The sequence below is a fragment of the uncultured Lamprocystis sp. genome, assembly GCF_903933125.1.
Lineage (GTDB): Bacteria > Pseudomonadota > Gammaproteobacteria > Chromatiales > Chromatiaceae > Thiodictyon.
The window spans coordinates 1-16,637 of sequence record NZ_CAIZIZ010000424.1; the positions used below are offsets into that span (position 1 = coordinate 1).

The following is a 16,637-nucleotide window of genomic DNA, read 5'->3' on the forward strand; positions in this document are numbered from 1 at the left end:
CTTGACCATATAACACCCAAGCACTGTAGGTGTGCTTACGACGATCATCCGGGCAACGCCGCGGGCGTTGCCGACGTTTTTCCTGGCGGCCATAGAGCATTGGAACCACCTGATCCCATCCCGAACTCAGAAGTGAAACGGTGTATCGCCGATGATAGTGTGGGGTCTCCCCATGCGAAAGTAGGTCACTGCCAGGGCCTTATCCGAAAACCCCCGCTCCTGCGAGCGGGGGTTTTTTTTGCCTGATGCCAGTCTGGATTCATGCACGTCATAGCCGTCGAAGGTGATCGCTGGACGTAGGGGCGGGTTTCAAACCCGCCCCTGCCAGGTTCTATCGGGATATCATCTGGCGACCCGCCTTGTTCTTCCCCGGAGACTGTTATCCCCGCTGGGGCCGAGTGCCGCCACCGTGCTAAAATAGGGTCCGTTAGAAGTACCCCCCTAGCCGCTCCGGACCGAAAGCCGGAACGGTCGTTGCGCAGCCTGGAAGCCCGTTTTCCCTATGCCTGATTTTGCCCGCGAAGTTCTGCTGATCAACCTGGAAGACGAGATGCGCCAGTCCTATCTGGATTACGCGATGAGCGTGATCGTGGGTCGGGCGCTCCCGGATGTCCGCGATGGTCTGAAACCGGTGCATCGACGGGTGCTCTTCTCCATGAGCGAGCAGGGCAACGTCTGGAACCGTGCTCACCGCAAATCGGCCCGCGTGGTCGGTGACGTGATGGGTAAGTATCACCCCCATGGTGACTCGGCCATTTACGACACCATGGTGCGAATGGCTCAGCCGTTTTCGCTCCGCTATCTGCTGGTCGATGGACAGGGAAACTTTGGTTCGGTCGACGGGGACCCGCCGGCGGCGATGCGCTACACGGAGGTGCGCCTGACGCGCATTGCCGATGCGCTGCTTGACGACCTGGACAAGGAAACAGTCGATTTCCAGGCAAACTATGACAACACCGAGCACGAGCCGACGGTGCTCCCGGCGCGTTTTCCGAACCTGTTGGTCAATGGTTCCTCCGGGATCGCGGTGGGCATGGCCACGAACATCCCGCCCCATAACCTGCGTGAGGTAATCGATGCCTGTCTGGCGTTGATCGAGAACCCGCTGGCCTCGGTCGAAGACCTCATGACCTTCGTACCAGGTCCGGACTTTCCCACCGCGGGCCTGATCAACGGTGTTCGCGGCATTCGCGAAGCTTATCGCACCGGGCGCGGACGCTGCGTCATGCGTGCCCGCACCGAGGTCGAGACGCAGAAGCGCAGCGGGCGCGAGGCGATCGTCGTCACCGAACTTCCTTACCAAGTCAATAAGGCGAGGCTGCTGGAGCGCATCGCCGAGCTGGTCAAGGAAAAGAAGATCGACGGCATTGCCCACGACGGGTTGCGCGACGAGTCGGATAAGGACGGCATGCGCGTTGTCATCGAGTTGAAGAAGGACGCTTACGCCGAGGTGTTGTTGAACAACCTGTTCCAACACACGCAGATGCAGTCGGTGTTCGGCATCAATGTCGTTGCCCTGGTCGACGGGCAGCCGCGTACGCTCAACCTCAAGCAGATGCTCGAGTATTTCCTGCGCCATCGCCGCGACGTAGTGACGCGCCGAACGCTGTTCCAACTGCGTAAGGCGCGTGAACGTGCCCACGTGTTGGAGGGCTACGCGATCGCACTCGCCAATCTGGATGAGGTCATCGAGTTGATCCGTGCCTCCGGCAGTCCGGGTGAGGCGCGCGAGGGTCTGATGGCGCGCCTCTGGCCCCCGGGGGCGGTCACCGGCATGCTCGCGCGTTCCGGTGCCGATCAGACCCGACCGGACGGATTGGACGCGGTTCTTGGGCTCAGTGATGCGGGCTACCGGTTGAGCGAGCGGCAGGCCAAGGCGATCCTGGATCTGCAACTGCATCGGCTCACCGGGCTGGAGCAGGAGAAGATTCTGGAGGAGTTCGGGGAGATCCTCGACCAGATTGCCGCGCTCTTGCTGATCCTCTCGGACCCGGATCAGTTGATGAAGGTGATCCGCGAAGAGTTGATTGCCATCCGTGAGCAATTCGGTGATAACCGGCGTACCGAGATCTTGGTCGACCATACGGATTTGACGCTGGAGGACCTGATCGCTCCCGAAGACGTGGTGGTCACGCTGTCGCATCATGGCTATGTCAAGGCGCAGCCGATCAGTGACTACCAGGCCCAGCGGCGCGGCGGCAAGGGCAAGAGTGCGACCTCCTTCCGGGAAGAAGACTTCATCGATCGGATTTTTGTCGCCAACTCACACGATACGGTCCTATGCTTCTCCAGTCGGGGTCGGGTTTACTGGCTCAAGGTCTATGAGTTGCCGCAGGCCGGGCGCGGTGCCCGCGGGCGGCCCATGGTTAACCTGCTACCCTTGGAGCAGGGTGAGCGCATCAACGCGGTCCTGCCGGTGCGGGCCTACGAGGAGGGTCTGTTCGTCTTCATGGTCACCAGCGCCGGGACGGTCAAGAAGACCCCGCTGACCGAGTTTTCCAGGCCGCTCTCCCGCGGCATCATCGCGATCGATCTGCGCGAGGACGAGGTCCTGGTGGGGGTGGCGATCACCGATGGGCGTCAGGATCTGATGCTCTTTACCTCCGCCGGCAAGGCGGTGCGCTTCAGCGAGGACCATGTGCGGGCCATGGGGCGCGGTGCTCACGGGGTGCGCGGCGTTATTCTGGATGAAGACCAGCGCGTCATCGCCCTGGTTGTGCCGGAGCCCGGCACCATCCTCACCGTGACCGAGAACGGTTATGGTAAGCGGACGACCGTCGATGAGTATCCCACCAAGGGCCGCGGGACCAAGGGCGTCATCGCTATCTCGACCTCCGACCGCAACGGGGCCCAGGTGGGCGCGGTGCTGGTTCGACCGGGGGATGAGATCATGCTGATTACCGAGGGCGGCACCCTGGTGCGTACCGGGGTGGACGGCATCCCGGTGCTCGGTCGTACGGCTCAGGGTGTCAAACTGATCAGCCTGGGCTCCGGGGAGCGGCTGCGTTATGTCGAGCGCATCGTCGCACTGGATGGCGATAATGGAGCAGACGCGGACACCAACGGCGAAGGGACGATGGACCTTGCCGTTGATGCCGGACCGGATGACGGGTCGGGCCAGGCCGAGGATCCGGACAGCGGCGCGGACGCACCGGACGATTCGGGCGCGAATTGAGTTTCAGACGTATTAGCGGAGATTGACGATGTCACGCGTATATAACTTCAGCGCCGGCCCGGCCATGTTGCCCGAGTCCGTGCTCCGTCAGGCGCAGGACGAACTGTTGGATTGGCACGGCAGCGGCATGTGTGTGGCCGAGATGAGCCATCGCGGCAAAGAGTTCATGGCGATCGCCGCCGCGGCCGAGGCGGATTTGCGGGAACTGTTGCAGATTCCGGCAAACTACAAGGTCCTGTTCCTGCAAGGCGGGGCTTCCATGCAGTTCGCCATGGTGCCGATGAACCTCCTGCGTGGCGGGGCCGCCGCGGATTATCTCAACACCGGATCCTGGTCGAAAAAAGCGATCGCTGAGGCGCGCCGCTTCGGCAGCGTCAATGTCGCGGCGACCACCGAGGACACGCGTTTCAACCGTGCGCCGACCCAGGCTGAGCTCAAGCTCAGCGGGGATGCCGCCTATGTTCACTACACCCCGAACGAGACCATCGAAGGTGTGGAGTTCCCCTATGTGCCGGACGTCGGCGGCAAGCCGTTGGTGGCGGATATGTCCTCCACGCTGCTGTCCCGGCCGGTGGATATCCAGCGCTTTGGTTTAATCTACGCGGGCGCCCAAAAGAACATTGGCCCGGCGGGGCTCACCATCGTCATCGTGCGGGAGGACCTGATCGGTCAGCCCCTGACCGGGACGCCGACCATGCTCGATTATCAGATCCATGCCGATAACGAGTCCATGTATAACACCCCGCCGACCTACGCCTGGTACCTGGCGGGGTTGGTGTTCCAGTGGCTGAAGGGACTCGGCGGTCTGGACGCCATGGCGGCGATCAACGCGCGCAAGGCACAGCACCTCTACGCTGCCATTGATGCCTCAGGTTTTTACACGAATCCGGTCAGTCCCGAGTCACGGTCCTGGATGAATATCCCCTTCACGCTACCCAGTCCGGATTTGGATGACGCTTTCATCAAGGGCGCGAAGGCCGCCGGGCTGACCACGCTGAAAGGCCATCGCTCGGTCGGCGGGATGCGCGCCAGCATCTACAATGCCATGCCGGAGGCGGGCGTGCAGGCACTGGTCTCCTACATGCAGGAGTTCGAGCGCAAGCACGGCTGACCAGGCCAAAGGCGATTGCCGGAAAATCCTGTGCCAGATCGCGAAGGATTTTCGTCTGCCTTCAAGGAGAGCCGACAGGAGCATAGCAGGGCTATGTGACTGTCGGCGCGACGCAGAAGGCGGGCGAAAAGACGAGCGAGATGGTATAGGATTTGACAGAAATCGCCTAAGGCCCGCACCGCGTCCCCCATCCATTACAGAGTCAACCCATGTTCAAGATCCAGACCCTGAACAATATCTCAGTGGCCGGGCTCGACCGGCTGCCGCGGGACCGCTACGAGGTGGCCTCCGAGATCACGCATCCGGATGCCATCCTGGTGCGCTCGGCCAAGATGCACGATCTGGTTCTCCCGGACTCGGTCCAGGCGATCGGTCGTGCCGGCGCGGGCACCAACAACATCCCGGTTCCCGCCATGACCGCGCGGGGCATCGTGGTGTTCAACGCGCCCGGTGCCAACGCGAATGCGGTGAAGGAACTGGTGATTGCCGGGATGCTGATCGCGGCCCGTAACATCGGTCAGGCGTGGCACTTCGCCCGGGGGCTGCAAGGCGACGATGCGGCCATCAATCAGGCGGTCGAGGCGGGGAAGAAGCAGTTCGTCGGCTTTGAGCTGCCTGGTCGGACGCTGGGTGTCATCGGGCTCGGGGCCATTGGGGTCAAGGTTGCCAATGCCGCGCGCGCCCTCGGCATGAAGGTGGTGGGTTACGACCCGACCATCACCGTCCAGCGTGCCTGGCAGTTGGCGAGCGACGTCCAGCCGGCGCTCAGCATTGATGACTTGCTGTCCCGGTCCGATTTTGTCACCTTCCATGTGCCGCTCACCAACGAGACCCGACACATGATCACCGCCGAGCGGCTCAGAATCCTCAAGAAGGGCGCGGTGCTGCTTAATTTCTCCCGTGACGGTATTCTGGACGACGACGCGGTGGTGACCGCGCTGGACCAGGGGCACCTATATGCCTATTGTTGCGATTTCCCGAGCAATCTGTTGAAGGATCATCCGCGCGTCGTTACCCTGCCGCATTTGGGGGCCTCCACCGCCGAGGCGGAAGACAACTGCGCCATCATGGTCGCGGATCAGGTGCGGGACTACCTGGAAGATGGGACCGTGGTCAACTCGGTGAATTTCCCTGAGATCAACCTGCCGCGCAACAGTGGTTACCGGATGGCGATCGTCAACAGCAACGTGCCCAACATGGTGGGTCAGATCTCCACGGACCTGGCCGCGGCCGGGCTCAATATCCTGGATATGCTCAATCGCTCCCGCGGCAATGTGGCGGTGACCCTGATCGACGTCAATGAGCGTTGCCCGGACGCGACTGTCGCCCAACTCCGCGGCATCGAGGGGGTGCTCTCGGTGCGTTGTCTCAGTCACTGAGGCCCGGCTGACCACCCATGAGCACCGTCGGCCACAGCGGGGATGAACTGCGACAGGTGCGCGAGCGCATTGATGCCGTCGATATGGAAATCTTACGTCTGATCAGTGAGCGTGCCCGTTGCGCACAGGAGGTCGGGCGGATCAAGCATGCCGTGGTCGGCACCGGCGAAGAGGGTTCGGTCCAGTACTATCGTCCGGAACGGGAGGCGGCGATCCTGCGGCGGATCAAGGAGCGCAACCCCGGTCCCCTGGACGGCGAGGAGGTGGCGCGGCTCTTTCGCGAGATCATGTCGGCCTGTCTGGCTCTGGAGCAACCGGTCAAGGCTGCCTACTTGGGGCCTGAGGGTACCTTCACCCAGGCCGCCGCGCTCAAGCAGTTCGGCCGCTCGGTGCGCACCATCGCCATGCCGACCATCAGCGAGATCTTCCGCGAGGTCGAGGCGGGTTCTTGTGACTATGGCGTGGTGCCGGTGGAAAATTCCACTGAGGGAGTGGTCAGTCACACCCTGGATATGTTCTTGTCCTCGCCGCTGTTGATCACCGGCGAGGTCAGCCTGCGGATCCATCATCACCTGATGAGTCTGGAGGCCGACACTAGCGCCATCCACGCCCTCTATTCTCACCAGCAATCACTGGCCCAGTGTCGGGGTTGGCTGGATCGCCACCTACCGCATGCGGAGCGCGTCGCGGTCGGCAGTAACGCGGAGGCGGCGCGCCTGGCAAGCCAGCAGCCCGGCAGCGCCGCGGTGGCCGGACTGCCGGCCGCCGAGATCTACGGCTTGGCCGTGCTGGCGGAACGCATTGAGGACGAGCCGGGCAATACCACCCGTTTTCTGGTCATCGGCGCCAAAGATGCGCCGCCCAGCGGCCAGGATAAGACCAGCCTCCTGCTCTCCTGTCGCAACGAGTCCGGCGGTCTGCACGGCCTCCTGTCGCCGTTTGTCGAGCACGGGATCAGTATGACCCGGATCGAGTCCCGGCCCTCCCGCCGGGGGATTTGGGACTATGTGTTCTTCATCGATATCATGGGCCATCAGCACGACCCCAAGGTCGCTGCCGCCTTGGAAGCCCTCAAGCGCAGCGCGCTGCTGTTCAAGGTGCTGGGGTCCTATCCGGTGGCCGTACTCTAGGAATTATTGTCCGCAAGTGAACGCACTATGACTTATCCAGACGACCCTTTTCTCGCGATCGCCGCGCCCGGTATCGCCGGTCTGACCCCCTATGTCCCCGGCAAGCCGGTCTCTGAGCTTGAGCGGGAACTGGGTATCACCAATTCCATCAAGCTCGCTTCCAACGAAAACCCGCTGGGCCCCGGCCCGCGGGCGCGTGCGGCCATCGCGGCGGCCTTGGGAGAACTCGGCCGTTATCCGGATGGCGGCGGCTTTGCGTTGCGGCGCGCGATCGCGGACCACCACGGAGTGTCCCCGATGGCGGTCACCATCGGTAACGGCTCCAACGATGTGCTCGACATGGTGGCGCGGGTCTTCCTGCAACCGGGAACCGAGTCCCTGTTCTCGCAGCACGCCTTCGCCGTCTATCCCATCGCCACCCAAGCGGTCGGTGCCACCGCCCGCGTGGCCCCGGCGCGCGACTACGGTCACGATCTGGAGGCCATGGCTGCCATGGTCACCGATCGAACGCGTGTCGTGTGGATCGCCAATCCGAATAACCCGACGGGAACCTGGCTTGCCGCTGATCCGCTGCGCACCTTCATTGATGGACTCCCCAAGACCTGCGTGGTGGTCATCGACGAGGCCTACACCGACTATGTCACCGAGCCGGATTTTCCGGATGCCAGCCGGTGGCTCGAGTCGCATCCCAATCTGATTGTCACCCGTACGTTCTCCAAGGCCCACGGGCTGGCCGCATTGCGGGTGGGCTATGCGCTGAGCGATCCGCGTCTGGCCGACCTCCTGAACCGGGTGCGTCAGCCGTTCAATGTCAACAGCCTGGCCCAGGCCGCCGCGACGGCGGCCCTCGGCGACCATGAGCACGTGCGGGCCTCCGTGGCGCTGAATCGCAGCGGCATGGAACAGCTCACTGCCGCTTTTGAGCGGCTCGGTCTCGGCTACATTCCCTCGGTCGGCAACTTCATCACGCTGGAGTGCGGCCGGCCGGCGGCTCCGATCAACGAGGCCCTGTTGCGCCGGGGTGTGATCGTGCGTCCGGTCGCCAACTACGGCTTGCCCAACCATCTGCGGGTGAGCATCGGTCTGGCCGAGGAAAATGCCCGATTCATCGCCGAACTGACCGATCTACTGAAATAATGATCGAACGACTCGCCATTATCGGGGTTGGCCTGATCGGCGGTTCGCTGGCGCGGGCCTTGCGCGCGGCCGGCGCGGTGGGCGAGGTCGTTGGTTGCGGGCGTGCGCTGCCCAATCTGGAGCGGGCGGTCGAGCTGGGCGTCATCGACCGCTTCGATCAGGATCCGGCCGCCGCGGTGGCGGGGGCGGATATGGTCTTCCTCGCAGTGCCGCTGGGCGCGATGCGCGATGTGCTCGCGTCCACGCGCGCGTCCTTGGGTCCGGATGCCGTTGTCACCGATGGGGGCAGCGTAAAAGGCAGTGTCGTGGCAGATGTCACGGCGGTCTGTGGCCAGATGCCGCCCTGGTTCGTCCCTGGGCACCCCATTGCCGGAACTGAGCGCAGCGGGGTGGACGCCTCCTTCGCTGATCTCTATCGCAACCGTCGGGTGATCCTCACCCCGGTCGCGGAGACTGACCCGGCGGCGGTCGAGCGGGTGGAGTGGATGTGGCGGATCTGCGGGGCCGAGGTCAGCCGCATGAGTGTCGCCCACCACGATGAGGTGCTGGCTGCCACCAGCCATCTGCCGCACATGCTCGCTTTTGGGCTGGTTGACGCCTTGGCGCGCATGGACGAGACTGAGGAAATATTCCGCTATGCCGCGGGTGGTTTTCGGGATTTTACCCGCATCGCCTCGTCGAACCCGGTCATGTGGCGGGACATCTGCATTGCCAACCGCGAATCACTGTCCGCCATGCTCGCCCGCTTTGGCGTCGAACTGACTGACCTGGCTCAGGCCATCCGTTTCGGCGACGGGCAGTATCTGCTCGAAGTCTTCGAGCGCGCCAAGGCGGCGCGCGATCGGCACTTGGAGGGTTGAGTGCCATGTCGGTGAAGCCGCCGTTCGTCCGGTCCGTCGTCACCGCGGCGCTGACCCTGTTGTTGCTGGGCTGTGCGGGTGGGCTCATCGGCTATCTGCCCGTGGTGACCCAACCGCGTCAGGCGTCCGCTGTGACCGTTTTCCGGGATGGCTCGCTGCCGGGGTTCATCGGTCCGATCACGCTGCGGATTGATGACCGGAAGACCCTGCGGGTCTGGCGCAATCAACAGTTCAACTTTCAGCTCGACCCCGGCGAATATCTCTTCTATTACACCATCGGTCTCAATGAATGTCGGCGTATCGCCTATATCCAACCCAACCGCACCTACCGCTTCCGTTTAGCGCCGAACTGTGACCGCTTCGATGGGCCCTTCTGACGCCTGATCCGTCTCGCTTGTCGGCGGCAGATAACGCCAGTCCGCGAAGGTCGCCGCTTGCCCCAGATACTGCCCTTGCGCATCCAGCAGATTCCACACACAGGCGCGTTCGATCAGGAAGCGTCGTCCGCTCGTGCTGATCCGCACCCCGCGGTAGTCATCGACAAAGCCGTGCACCGTGACCTCATGCAGCAACCGCTCCCGCTCCGCGCGATCGGGTGCCTCCGCCGTGTAGCGGGAAGGCATCAGGGTGAGCTGCTCCCAGGTGACGGCGAAGAGCCCGAGCACCGTACGATTGCCATAGGTCAAGATCGGATCGGCCTGAGTGTCGTGCGACAGCAGCGCAAAGGGGGCATCGAACAGTGCCCTGGCGGCATCCGGGTCGCCGAGTGACGGATCGATCAGGTCCCGTCCGGTCAGGCGGCGATAGCTGTTCCGCAACAGCCGGAGATGATCCGCCAGGAAATCGTTGGACTTGGCCGGAGCGGGGAAGGGGGGTGGGTGATCGGTCATGACTGCGATTATCCGGGAAAAAGCGGCCCGCCGACCAGCCCAGGCACGTCTCCAGGTCTCCCGTGGAAGCGGCCTCCGGCCGCGATGGGGTGCCGCGGTGAATGGCGATGGTCAGAATCCGGCCAAGCCTCATCGCGGCCGGAGGCCGTTCCCCCGAGGCCGGTGGGTGGCTTGCACGGTTACCTCCAGAGCCCAACTGGATCGAGCGCCGCACCGGTCGTCTCCGCAAACCGCCGATCGGTGTTCGGCACGGCTATACTGCCGAGTGTCCTCGTACCGAATTTCGACAATTGCTCACTGCGCGAGCCCCATCCCTATGGCGAATTTCTCCACACACCTCAAGATCGGCGTTTTCGTCAGCGGCGGGACTGTGCTGGCGTTGGATGGGCTGGGTCTGGTGGCGCCGAACCACGCCTTTGCCTTGTTCGGTCTGGGGGTGCTGGGCAGTCTGTTGCCGGACATCGACGCGGATGCCTCGTCCCCGGTGCGCGCTATTTTCGGACTCCTGGGTGCCGCCCTGGCGTTCGGTTGGACCCTGCCGATGGTGGGACGCTATCCGCCACTGGAGCTAGCCCTGGTCTGGGGCGGGCTCTTTGTGGCAACACGCTATCTGTTGCTTCTTGCATTTGCCCGTTTCACTGTCCACCGGGGTATCTGGCACTCGTGGCTGGCGGCCGCCTTCGTCGCGCTGGCGACGGTCAACCTAGCGTATTGGGTCCTGCATCAACCGTCCAAACCGGCCTGGGTCGCCGGTCTGATGGTCGGTCTGGGTTATCTCACCCATCTGACCCTGGACGAGATCTACAGTGTCGACATCTTCAACAGCCGCTTGCGTCGCTCCTTCGGCACGGCCCTCAAACCCTTGAGTTTTTCCGATCCGAAAAGCAGTTTCCTGATGGCCGCCGCGGTGGCGCTGCTGTTCTGGTTGACGCCCACGGCAGAGTTCGGTCCGCTCCCGGCCTGGGCCGGCGCGAGCGCCTGGATTGAGCAGACTCTTGCGCGGGTGGTCGAGTGGTCCGGGACCAGCTTCGCGGTGGTGAGCGCTTGGTTTACTCAGCATGTGCGGATGTAATACCCCCTTCCAACTTCAGTGGCACCGTCATTCCGGCAGGATGCCGGAATCCAGTGCCATGGATGGTACCTCGCAGCGAGTACGGTATTAGGTTCGTTAACGACTCCACTCGATTGTGCCGCGCGACCAGGATCTCGGCTCGCCGATCAGATCGGAGATAGCCAAGGCTGAAGGATGTCCGGAGCGAACAGCCAGAGCGCCCAGAAGCCCGTATGGACCAACACGATGAGCCAGAAAACCACCTGATAGCTTTCCTTGACCGTTTTGTGCCGCATAGTCTGTTGTGCAACGTAGGCTCCAGGCCATCCGCCAAGTGCCTCGACGAGGTGTAGCGTGGATTCCGGGATTCTCCAGGCTCCACGAATCGCTCTGAGCTTATCGCGTGCATACAGTAAGAAAGCAGCCAGGCTGAAGAGCGGATAGGCGAGCAATGCAAGGGGGATGAGGGGCACGGCAGTGACGGCGCCCCAGAAGCAGAACAGCGTGGTCGTCGCAACCAGCAGGGTACCGAGATCGAGCGGCATGGTACGCAAGGTCTGATTGCGAGGCCGCGATTTTGACACGGCGGGCCGGGAGGGGCGGGCTGGATTTGCGGGGACTGGTCGTGTGGCACGGCGCCCGGCGGTTTGCTCCGGCCCGGTGTATACCGGCGCCGCCGGGCTCGCAATGGTGCCTTCGATGATCGCTTTCAGCGCGCGCTGTCCGCGGCCCTGGGCATCATCCACCGCGCTGAAGACCATGGGGCAACCGATTTCCGGGGCTCGCCCCTGAGGGATGACGCTGATGTGCACAAACACATCTTTGCCGCCGTCGGCCGGCCGGATGAAGCCGAATCCCTTATCCAGGTTCCAGCGCACCAAGGTTCCCTGGCGCAATCGCGTTCGATCGGTTTGATAGGTCATCGGTCTCACCAGCAGGGTGCCAGAACACTCGACATCATGCCCATGGCATCCCCCGGCAGCGGCATGGGCATGCCGCCCCAGCCGCCGCCGGACTTCAGGCGGATCACATACTCGGCCCACTGCAGCGGGCGCGGCAGGTAACCGGTCCGGGCGGCGAGCTGGTGCAATTCGCCGACGAAGGCGCGGTCACAGGCGGTTTCCGGAAAGGGTCCGGCGGTGCAGTAGTCGTGGCGCATGCAGGCGGCGTCGAAGACATCGACCGGCGGCAGAGCCGCCGCGGACGGGTGGCCGGGTCCGCACCAGTTGCCGTAAATGGGCAGGCACTTGAAGGCGTGCGCCGCTCCGGCCGGGAGCAGCAAAGCCCCGAGCAGAGGCAGGAGTGCGATGGTTGCAGGGTTTGCCCCGGTGTCTTTGCTCATGGGTCTGTATCCTGAGGTTGGGTTGGGCTATTGTGCCGTACTGGCGGGCGACGGCAAGTCCGTCGGCAGCCGTCCGACATCCTCCCAAGTCCCGATGATACTACTGCGGCTATGGATCTGAACTTTCTTGATTTCGAACAACCCATCGCCGAGCTCGAGGCGAAGATCGAAGAGTTGCGCCTGGTCGGGCACGACAATGAGATCAACATCCAGGAGGAGATCGAGCGGCTCCAGAAAAAGAGCCGGGCACTGACCGAGTCGGTCTTTGCCGGCCTCTCGCCCTGGCAAATCTCGCAGCTCTCGCGTCACCCGCAGCGTCCCTACCTGCTGGACTACGCGCGGCGCCTGTTCGACGAGTTCTACGAATTGCACGGGGACCGCGCCTACGCCGATGACCCGGCCATTATCGGCGGCCTGGCGCGCATCGACGGCCGCCCGGTGATGGTGATCGGACATCAGAAGGGGCGCGACACCAAGGAGAAAATCTACCGCAATTTCGGCATGCCCCGCCCCGAGGGCTATCGTAAGGCCCTGCGGTTGATGGGGATGGCGGAGCAGTTCCGGCTCCCGATCCTCACCTTCATCGACACCCCGGGTGCGTATCCGGGGGTTGGCGCCGAGGAGCGCGGTCAAAGCGAGGCGATCGCGCGCAATCTCCAGGTCATGTCGCGGTTGCGCACGCCGATCTTATGCACCGTGGTGGGCGAGGGCGGCTCCGGCGGGGCGCTGGCCATCGGCGTGGGCGATCGGCTGCTGATGCTGCAATACAGTACCTATTCGGTGATCTCGCCGGAGGGCTGTGCCTCCATCCTGTGGAAGAGCGCCGACAAGGCGCAGTTGGCGGCCGAGGCCATGGTCATCACGTCCGACAAGCTCAAGGAACTGGGGCTGGTCGATCTGGTGATCCCGGAGCCCTTGGGCGGCGCGCACCGCGACCCGGATGCCGTCGCCGCGGCCCTCAGACAGGCCCTCCTGGAGCAACTGGATATCCTCCAGCCAATGGAACTCGACGTCCTCGTTGCCGAGCGCTACGCGCGCCTGATGGGCTTCGGCAAGTTCAAAGAATAACCGGAGTCCGGTCGCTTGGTTCAGTCTGGGGGAGGGCACATGGCGGTTTTCGATCCCGAGTCCTTGGCGGCGGCGCTCGCCGGCTACGCGCCGGTGGGGCGCGTGTGGATTGCCTACAGCGGCGGGCTCGACTCGACCGCGTTGCTGCGTGCGGCGGCCGCGGTGCGCGAGCGACTCCCCGGTGCCCTCTGGGCCGTGCATATCGATCACGGCCTGCAGCCGGAATCCCGGCGCTGGAGCGAACATTGCCGGGCCACCTGCGAGAGCCTGGCCATCCCCTTTCTGGGCCGTCGGCTGGACCTGAGCCCCACGCCGGGAGAGAGTCCGGAAGCGGTTGCCCGGGTCGCCCGTTACGGTGAATTTTCCGTCCTGCTGGCGCCGGGCGATCTGCTGCTCACCGCCCATCATCAGGATGATCAGGCCGAGACGCTGTTGCTGGCCTTGATCCGCGGCAGTGGTGTCCACGGGCTGTCCGCCATGCCCGTGGCGGCCGAGCTGGGGCTTGGCCGCCTGATCCGTCCGCTGCTGGACCGCACCCGGGCCGAACTGGAGCACTATGTCCGCACCCTCGGCATGACCTGGGTCGAGGATCCGACCAACGGCGAGCCCTCCATGGACCGCACCTATCTGCGCAATCTGGTCATGCCGTTGATGCGCGAACGCTGGCCGGCGGTCTCGGCCACCCTGGCACGCAGTGCCGGACACTGCGCCGAGACGGCGGTGCTGGTGGACCTGGTCGCCGGGCACGAACTGGCGGGTTTGACCGGTGAGCGGCCGGGGACCCTGTCGGTCGCGGCGCTCAACCGCGTGGAGCCCGTGCTGCGCAAGGCGGCCCTGCGGCTGTGGTTGCGGCGGCGAGGGTTCCGGTTGCCGGACACCGCGCACTTGGGGCGCATCGTCCACGAGGTCCTGACGGCGCGACCGGACGCCGAGCCGCTGGTGGCCTGGCCAGGCTGCGAGGTGCGCCGCTACCGTCAGGACCTGTTCGCGCTCCGTCCGTTGCCCCCGGCACCGGTGGATCTGGAGTGCCGCTGGGAGGGGCCTGTGTTTGATCTGCCCGCGGGTCTGGGGACCTTGGACCGGTTCCCGGATGACGGCGAGGCGGGCTGGCCCGGTGCTCAGCCCGAGCCCCTGCTGGTCCGCTTCGGGGTGACTGAACTGACCTGTCGGCCATGCGGCAGCGTCCACCATCGGCCGCTCAAGAAGATCTTCCAGGAGGCCGGTATCCCGTCCTGGCTGCGGGCTTACGTTCCCCTGCTGTTCGCCGGGGACCAATTGCTGGCGGTCCTGGGAGTGTGCCGTTGCGAGCCAGCCGGCGCGGCGCCGCCATCCGCCATCACGGCGGAGGACAGCGCCCCCGTGCGCCTTCTGCCGCCCCCTCGGGTGCGCTGGAGCGGCCACCCCTGGGAGTCCCTGGGGTTCTTTCGATGAGTGGCGGCATCCGCGTCAAGCGCATCGTGCTGGTGACCGATTTCGGCGCCGGTCTCTATGTGGGTCAGGTGGTCGCACGGCTCAACGACGGCGTGCCGGAGTTGCCCATCATCGACCTCGTCCATGATCTTCCGCCATTTCGGCCCGACCTGGCCGCCTATTTGCTGCCCGCCATGGCCCGCGATCTGCCGCGCGGTACCCTCTATCTCTGCGTGGTCGATCCCGGCGTTGGCGGTGATCGGCGGGGGCTGGTGCTGGAGGTCGACGGAGACCTGTTCGTCGGTCCCGACAACGGCCTCTTGAGTCGGGTGGCGCGACGGTCAACCGGCGCGCGCGTCCGCTGGATCGATTGGCAGCCGCCCGGCCAATCCCCCAGTTTTCAGGGTCGGGATTGGTTCGCGCGCGTGGCCGCGGCGCTGTGCCGCGGCGAACCCCCGGCGTTGCGCGAGATCGCCATTAACCGCCTGAGCGGCGCGGACTGGCCAGACGCCTTGCCGGCCGTGGTCTATGTCGATGCCTACGGCAACCTGATGTGTGGTCTGCAAGCCGCGCGCTTTCCAGCGGATGCGCGCATGCAAGTGGGCGATCGCAGTCTGCGCCGCGTGCGGACCTTCTGCGAGGCACTGCCGGGCGAGGCCTTCTGGTACGAGAACGCCCTGGGGCTGGTGGAGATTGCGGTCAATCAGGGCCGTGCCGACCGGGTGCTGGGGCTGGTCCCGGGTGATCGGGTGGTGCCGCCGGGGGCGGTGTCGGCGGATTCCGCGGGCTGATCGCGCGCGTCGGCGCGGTCATGTCAGCGTGTCGGCACGGAATAAGGAGGTTTCCGGGACACCGGATACCGCCCACCATCGTCTTGGATGTAGGTGCGACTTCAGTCGCACCGATTCGGACACAGGTGCGACTGAAGTCGCACCTACATGTACCGGTATCCAAATTGTCGGAAATCGCCTAAATTCCAACCCCGGCTCACTGGAAATCCGCTGACGCGGGCGCCATGTTCCGCGCGGGCCGGGACAGCGATCTCTGGTCCGCGAAGGTCCCGACCGGGCCTCACCGAATCACCACACGAGAGCGAAGCGGAGCAACCCATGGCCAATCTGAGTGACACACTCGGTACTTTCATGCAGAACATGATGTCCCAGTCCGGTGAAAACCGGGTCGGGAATGTGCTCAAAGACCTTCAGGCGAACCTCGGCAACATGGTCAACAGTCAGGGCGGTGCCTCCGGCATCCTGGCGAACGTCATGGACAAGGCCAAGAGCACCCTGGGCAGCGCCGCGCAGAACCCGGTACAGGCCGCGGGTCTCGGGGCCGTGCTGGGGTCATTGCTCGGCGGGGGCAGCAGTTCGGTCTCCGGGGCCGTCAAAGGCGGTGCCATGGCGCTGCTCGCCGGTGTCGCCTACAAGGCGTTCACCGAGGCGGGGAAAGGCCCCGCGGTCGCGCAAGCGGGCGCTCCGCAGTTCACCGGCGGTGCCGTGCCGGTCGGGATGAAAACGCCGGAGACCCCGGCCGAGGCGCAGATCCTGGCGAACAACGCCGAGTTGATCATGCGGGGCATGATCAATGCCGCCAAAGCCGACGGCGAGGTGAGCGCGGAGGAAATCATGCGAATCGTCGGCAAGCTGAAAGAAGCGGGCATGGACGGTGATGCCGAAGCCTGGATCATGAAGGAATTGCGTCAGCCCCTGGATCTCGATGCCTTCGTCGCGCAGATCCCCAACCAGGAAGCGGCGGCGCAGATCTATGCCGCATCACTGCTGGCGATCGAAGTCGATACCCCGCAGGAGCAGGCTTATCTGGCTGACCTGGCCAAGAAGACCGGCCTGGACGCCGCGGTGGTGGCGAACATTCAGCAGACGTTGGGGGTTAAGGTCTGAGTGGATAGTGGTTAGTGGTCTGGCGATTTCCGAAGCACTTCGGGCACCCCGGCCTGACCTCTGGTGACCGGAGGCCGACGCTTGCCGTGAAATTCGCATAGCGACCCCGTGGGAGCGGCGTCCCGCCGCGATGGGGCCGGGCGTGTCACCGCAGCGTTCGCGGTCACCGCGGTACCGCATCGCGGC

At 64.5% G+C, this 16,637-nt stretch carries 15 protein-coding genes and 1 rRNA gene; 13 read left to right on the forward strand and 3 right to left on the reverse strand.

The genetic code is table 11. From position 1 onward, the window contains the following. Positions 1 to 81: 81 nt before the first annotated feature. From rrf to QZY03_RS22640, 8 genes are all read left to right on the forward strand, one after another. Positions 82 to 197, forward strand: a 5S ribosomal RNA gene (gene rrf / locus QZY03_RS22605). Positions 198 to 502: 305 nt separating this feature from the next. Then, positions 503 to 3,175 carry a DNA gyrase subunit A gene (gene gyrA / locus QZY03_RS22610; RefSeq protein ID WP_295584810.1) on the forward strand — a complete coding sequence of 891 codons (2,673 nt, stop codon included), beginning with the start codon at positions 503 to 505 and terminating at the stop codon, positions 3,173 to 3,175. Between the two features lie 28 nt (positions 3,176 to 3,203). Next, positions 3,204 to 4,286: a 3-phosphoserine/phosphohydroxythreonine transaminase gene (serC, locus tag QZY03_RS22615; RefSeq protein WP_295584812.1), complete on the forward strand. Its 1,083-nt coding sequence runs from the start codon at positions 3,204 to 3,206 to the stop codon at positions 4,284 to 4,286. A 209-nt stretch (positions 4,287 to 4,495) separates the two neighbouring features. Continuing rightward, the gene (locus tag QZY03_RS22620; protein WP_295584814.1) at positions 4,496 to 5,665 is read left to right on the forward strand and encodes a phosphoglycerate dehydrogenase; all 1,170 of its coding nucleotides are present in this window, start codon (positions 4,496 to 4,498) and stop codon (positions 5,663 to 5,665) included. Between the two features lie 17 nt (positions 5,666 to 5,682). Beyond that, positions 5,683 to 6,795, forward strand: a complete 1,113-nt coding sequence (gene pheA / locus QZY03_RS22625; protein WP_295584816.1) for a prephenate dehydratase — start codon at positions 5,683 to 5,685, stop codon at positions 6,793 to 6,795. Positions 6,796 to 6,822: 27 nt separating this feature from the next. Beyond that, positions 6,823 to 7,932 carry a histidinol-phosphate transaminase gene (gene hisC / locus QZY03_RS22630; protein WP_295584818.1) on the forward strand — a complete coding sequence of 370 codons (1,110 nt, stop codon included), beginning with the start codon at positions 6,823 to 6,825 and terminating at the stop codon, positions 7,930 to 7,932. After that, the gene (locus QZY03_RS22635; protein ID WP_295584820.1) at positions 7,932 to 8,792 is read left to right on the forward strand and encodes a prephenate dehydrogenase/arogenate dehydrogenase family protein; all 861 of its coding nucleotides are present in this window, start codon (positions 7,932 to 7,934) and stop codon (positions 8,790 to 8,792) included. Before hisC ends, QZY03_RS22635 begins: the two co-directional genes overlap by 1 nt. A gap of 5 nt (positions 8,793 to 8,797) precedes the next feature. Beyond that, positions 8,798 to 9,169: a hypothetical protein gene (locus tag QZY03_RS22640; protein ID WP_295584822.1), complete on the forward strand. Its 372-nt coding sequence runs from the start codon at positions 8,798 to 8,800 to the stop codon at positions 9,167 to 9,169. Here the strand turns inward: QZY03_RS22640 and QZY03_RS22645 are convergent. After that, entirely contained in the window at positions 9,131 to 9,682 is a 552-nt protein-coding gene (locus QZY03_RS22645) for an MEKHLA domain-containing protein (RefSeq protein ID WP_295584823.1), read from the reverse strand. The genes QZY03_RS22640 and QZY03_RS22645 overlap by 39 nt on opposite strands. Positions 9,683 to 9,998: 316 nt before the next feature. Here QZY03_RS22645 and QZY03_RS22650 point away from each other — a divergent pair, with 316 nt between their 5' ends. Beyond that, the gene (locus QZY03_RS22650) at positions 9,999 to 10,754 is read left to right on the forward strand and encodes a metal-dependent hydrolase (protein ID WP_295584825.1); all 756 of its coding nucleotides are present in this window, start codon (positions 9,999 to 10,001) and stop codon (positions 10,752 to 10,754) included. A gap of 146 nt (positions 10,755 to 10,900) precedes the next feature. Here QZY03_RS22650 and QZY03_RS22655 read toward each other — a convergent pair whose 3' ends face one another. Beyond that, entirely contained in the window at positions 10,901 to 11,611 is a 711-nt protein-coding gene (locus QZY03_RS22655; RefSeq protein WP_295584827.1) for a DUF1294 domain-containing protein, read from the reverse strand. A gap of 50 nt (positions 11,612 to 11,661) precedes the next feature. Next, positions 11,662 to 12,075 carry a hypothetical protein gene (locus QZY03_RS22660; protein ID WP_295584829.1) on the reverse strand — a complete coding sequence of 138 codons (414 nt, stop codon included), beginning with the start codon at positions 12,073 to 12,075 and terminating at the stop codon, positions 11,662 to 11,664. A gap of 111 nt (positions 12,076 to 12,186) precedes the next feature. Here QZY03_RS22660 and QZY03_RS22665 point away from each other — a divergent pair, with 111 nt between their 5' ends. The 4 genes from QZY03_RS22665 to QZY03_RS22680 all read left to right on the forward strand — a co-directional run bounded on the left by QZY03_RS22665 (position 12,187) and on the right by QZY03_RS22680 (position 16,451). Further along, positions 12,187 to 13,143, forward strand: coding sequence for an acetyl-CoA carboxylase carboxyltransferase subunit alpha (locus tag QZY03_RS22665; RefSeq protein WP_295584831.1), 957 nt, complete (start codon positions 12,187 to 12,189; stop codon positions 13,141 to 13,143). A 39-nt stretch (positions 13,144 to 13,182) separates the two neighbouring features. Beyond that, positions 13,183 to 14,574 (forward strand): tRNA lysidine(34) synthetase TilS, encoded by a 1,392-nt coding sequence (gene tilS / locus QZY03_RS22670; RefSeq protein ID WP_295584833.1) that lies wholly within the window; start codon positions 13,183 to 13,185, stop codon positions 14,572 to 14,574. Next, positions 14,571 to 15,344: an SAM-dependent chlorinase/fluorinase gene (locus QZY03_RS22675; protein ID WP_295584835.1), complete on the forward strand. Its 774-nt coding sequence runs from the start codon at positions 14,571 to 14,573 to the stop codon at positions 15,342 to 15,344. Before tilS ends, QZY03_RS22675 begins: the two co-directional genes overlap by 4 nt. Before the next feature lie 318 nt (positions 15,345 to 15,662). Beyond that, the gene (locus QZY03_RS22680; protein WP_295584837.1) at positions 15,663 to 16,451 is read left to right on the forward strand and encodes a tellurite resistance TerB family protein; all 789 of its coding nucleotides are present in this window, start codon (positions 15,663 to 15,665) and stop codon (positions 16,449 to 16,451) included. Positions 16,452 to 16,637: the final 186 nt, after the last annotated feature.

Excerpts from the sequence above, each read along its gene's own strand:
- gyrA (WP_295584810.1), top strand. The coding sequence starts at position 503 with ATGCCTGATTTTGCCCGCGAAGTTCTGCTGATCAACCTGGAAGACGAG.
- serC (WP_295584812.1), top strand. The coding sequence starts at position 3,204 with ATGTCACGCGTATATAACTTCAGCGCCGGCCCGGCCATGTTGCCCGAG.
- QZY03_RS22620 (WP_295584814.1), top strand. The coding sequence starts at position 4,496 with ATGTTCAAGATCCAGACCCTGAACAATATCTCAGTGGCCGGGCTCGAC.
- pheA (WP_295584816.1), top strand. The coding sequence starts at position 5,683 with ATGAGCACCGTCGGCCACAGCGGGGATGAACTGCGACAGGTGCGCGAG.
- hisC (WP_295584818.1), top strand. The coding sequence starts at position 6,823 with ATGACTTATCCAGACGACCCTTTTCTCGCGATCGCCGCGCCCGGTATC.
- QZY03_RS22635 (WP_295584820.1), top strand. The coding sequence starts at position 7,932 with ATGATCGAACGACTCGCCATTATCGGGGTTGGCCTGATCGGCGGTTCG.
- QZY03_RS22640 (WP_295584822.1), top strand. The coding sequence starts at position 8,798 with ATGTCGGTGAAGCCGCCGTTCGTCCGGTCCGTCGTCACCGCGGCGCTG.
- QZY03_RS22645 (WP_295584823.1), bottom strand. The coding sequence starts at position 9,682 with ATGACCGATCACCCACCCCCCTTCCCCGCTCCGGCCAAGTCCAACGAT.
- QZY03_RS22650 (WP_295584825.1), top strand. The coding sequence starts at position 9,999 with ATGGCGAATTTCTCCACACACCTCAAGATCGGCGTTTTCGTCAGCGGC.
- QZY03_RS22660 (WP_295584829.1), bottom strand. The coding sequence starts at position 12,075 with ATGAGCAAAGACACCGGGGCAAACCCTGCAACCATCGCACTCCTGCCT.
- QZY03_RS22665 (WP_295584831.1), top strand. The coding sequence starts at position 12,187 with ATGGATCTGAACTTTCTTGATTTCGAACAACCCATCGCCGAGCTCGAG.
- tilS (WP_295584833.1), top strand. The coding sequence starts at position 13,183 with ATGGCGGTTTTCGATCCCGAGTCCTTGGCGGCGGCGCTCGCCGGCTAC.
- QZY03_RS22675 (WP_295584835.1), top strand. The coding sequence starts at position 14,571 with ATGAGTGGCGGCATCCGCGTCAAGCGCATCGTGCTGGTGACCGATTTC.
- QZY03_RS22680 (WP_295584837.1), top strand. The coding sequence starts at position 15,663 with ATGGCCAATCTGAGTGACACACTCGGTACTTTCATGCAGAACATGATG.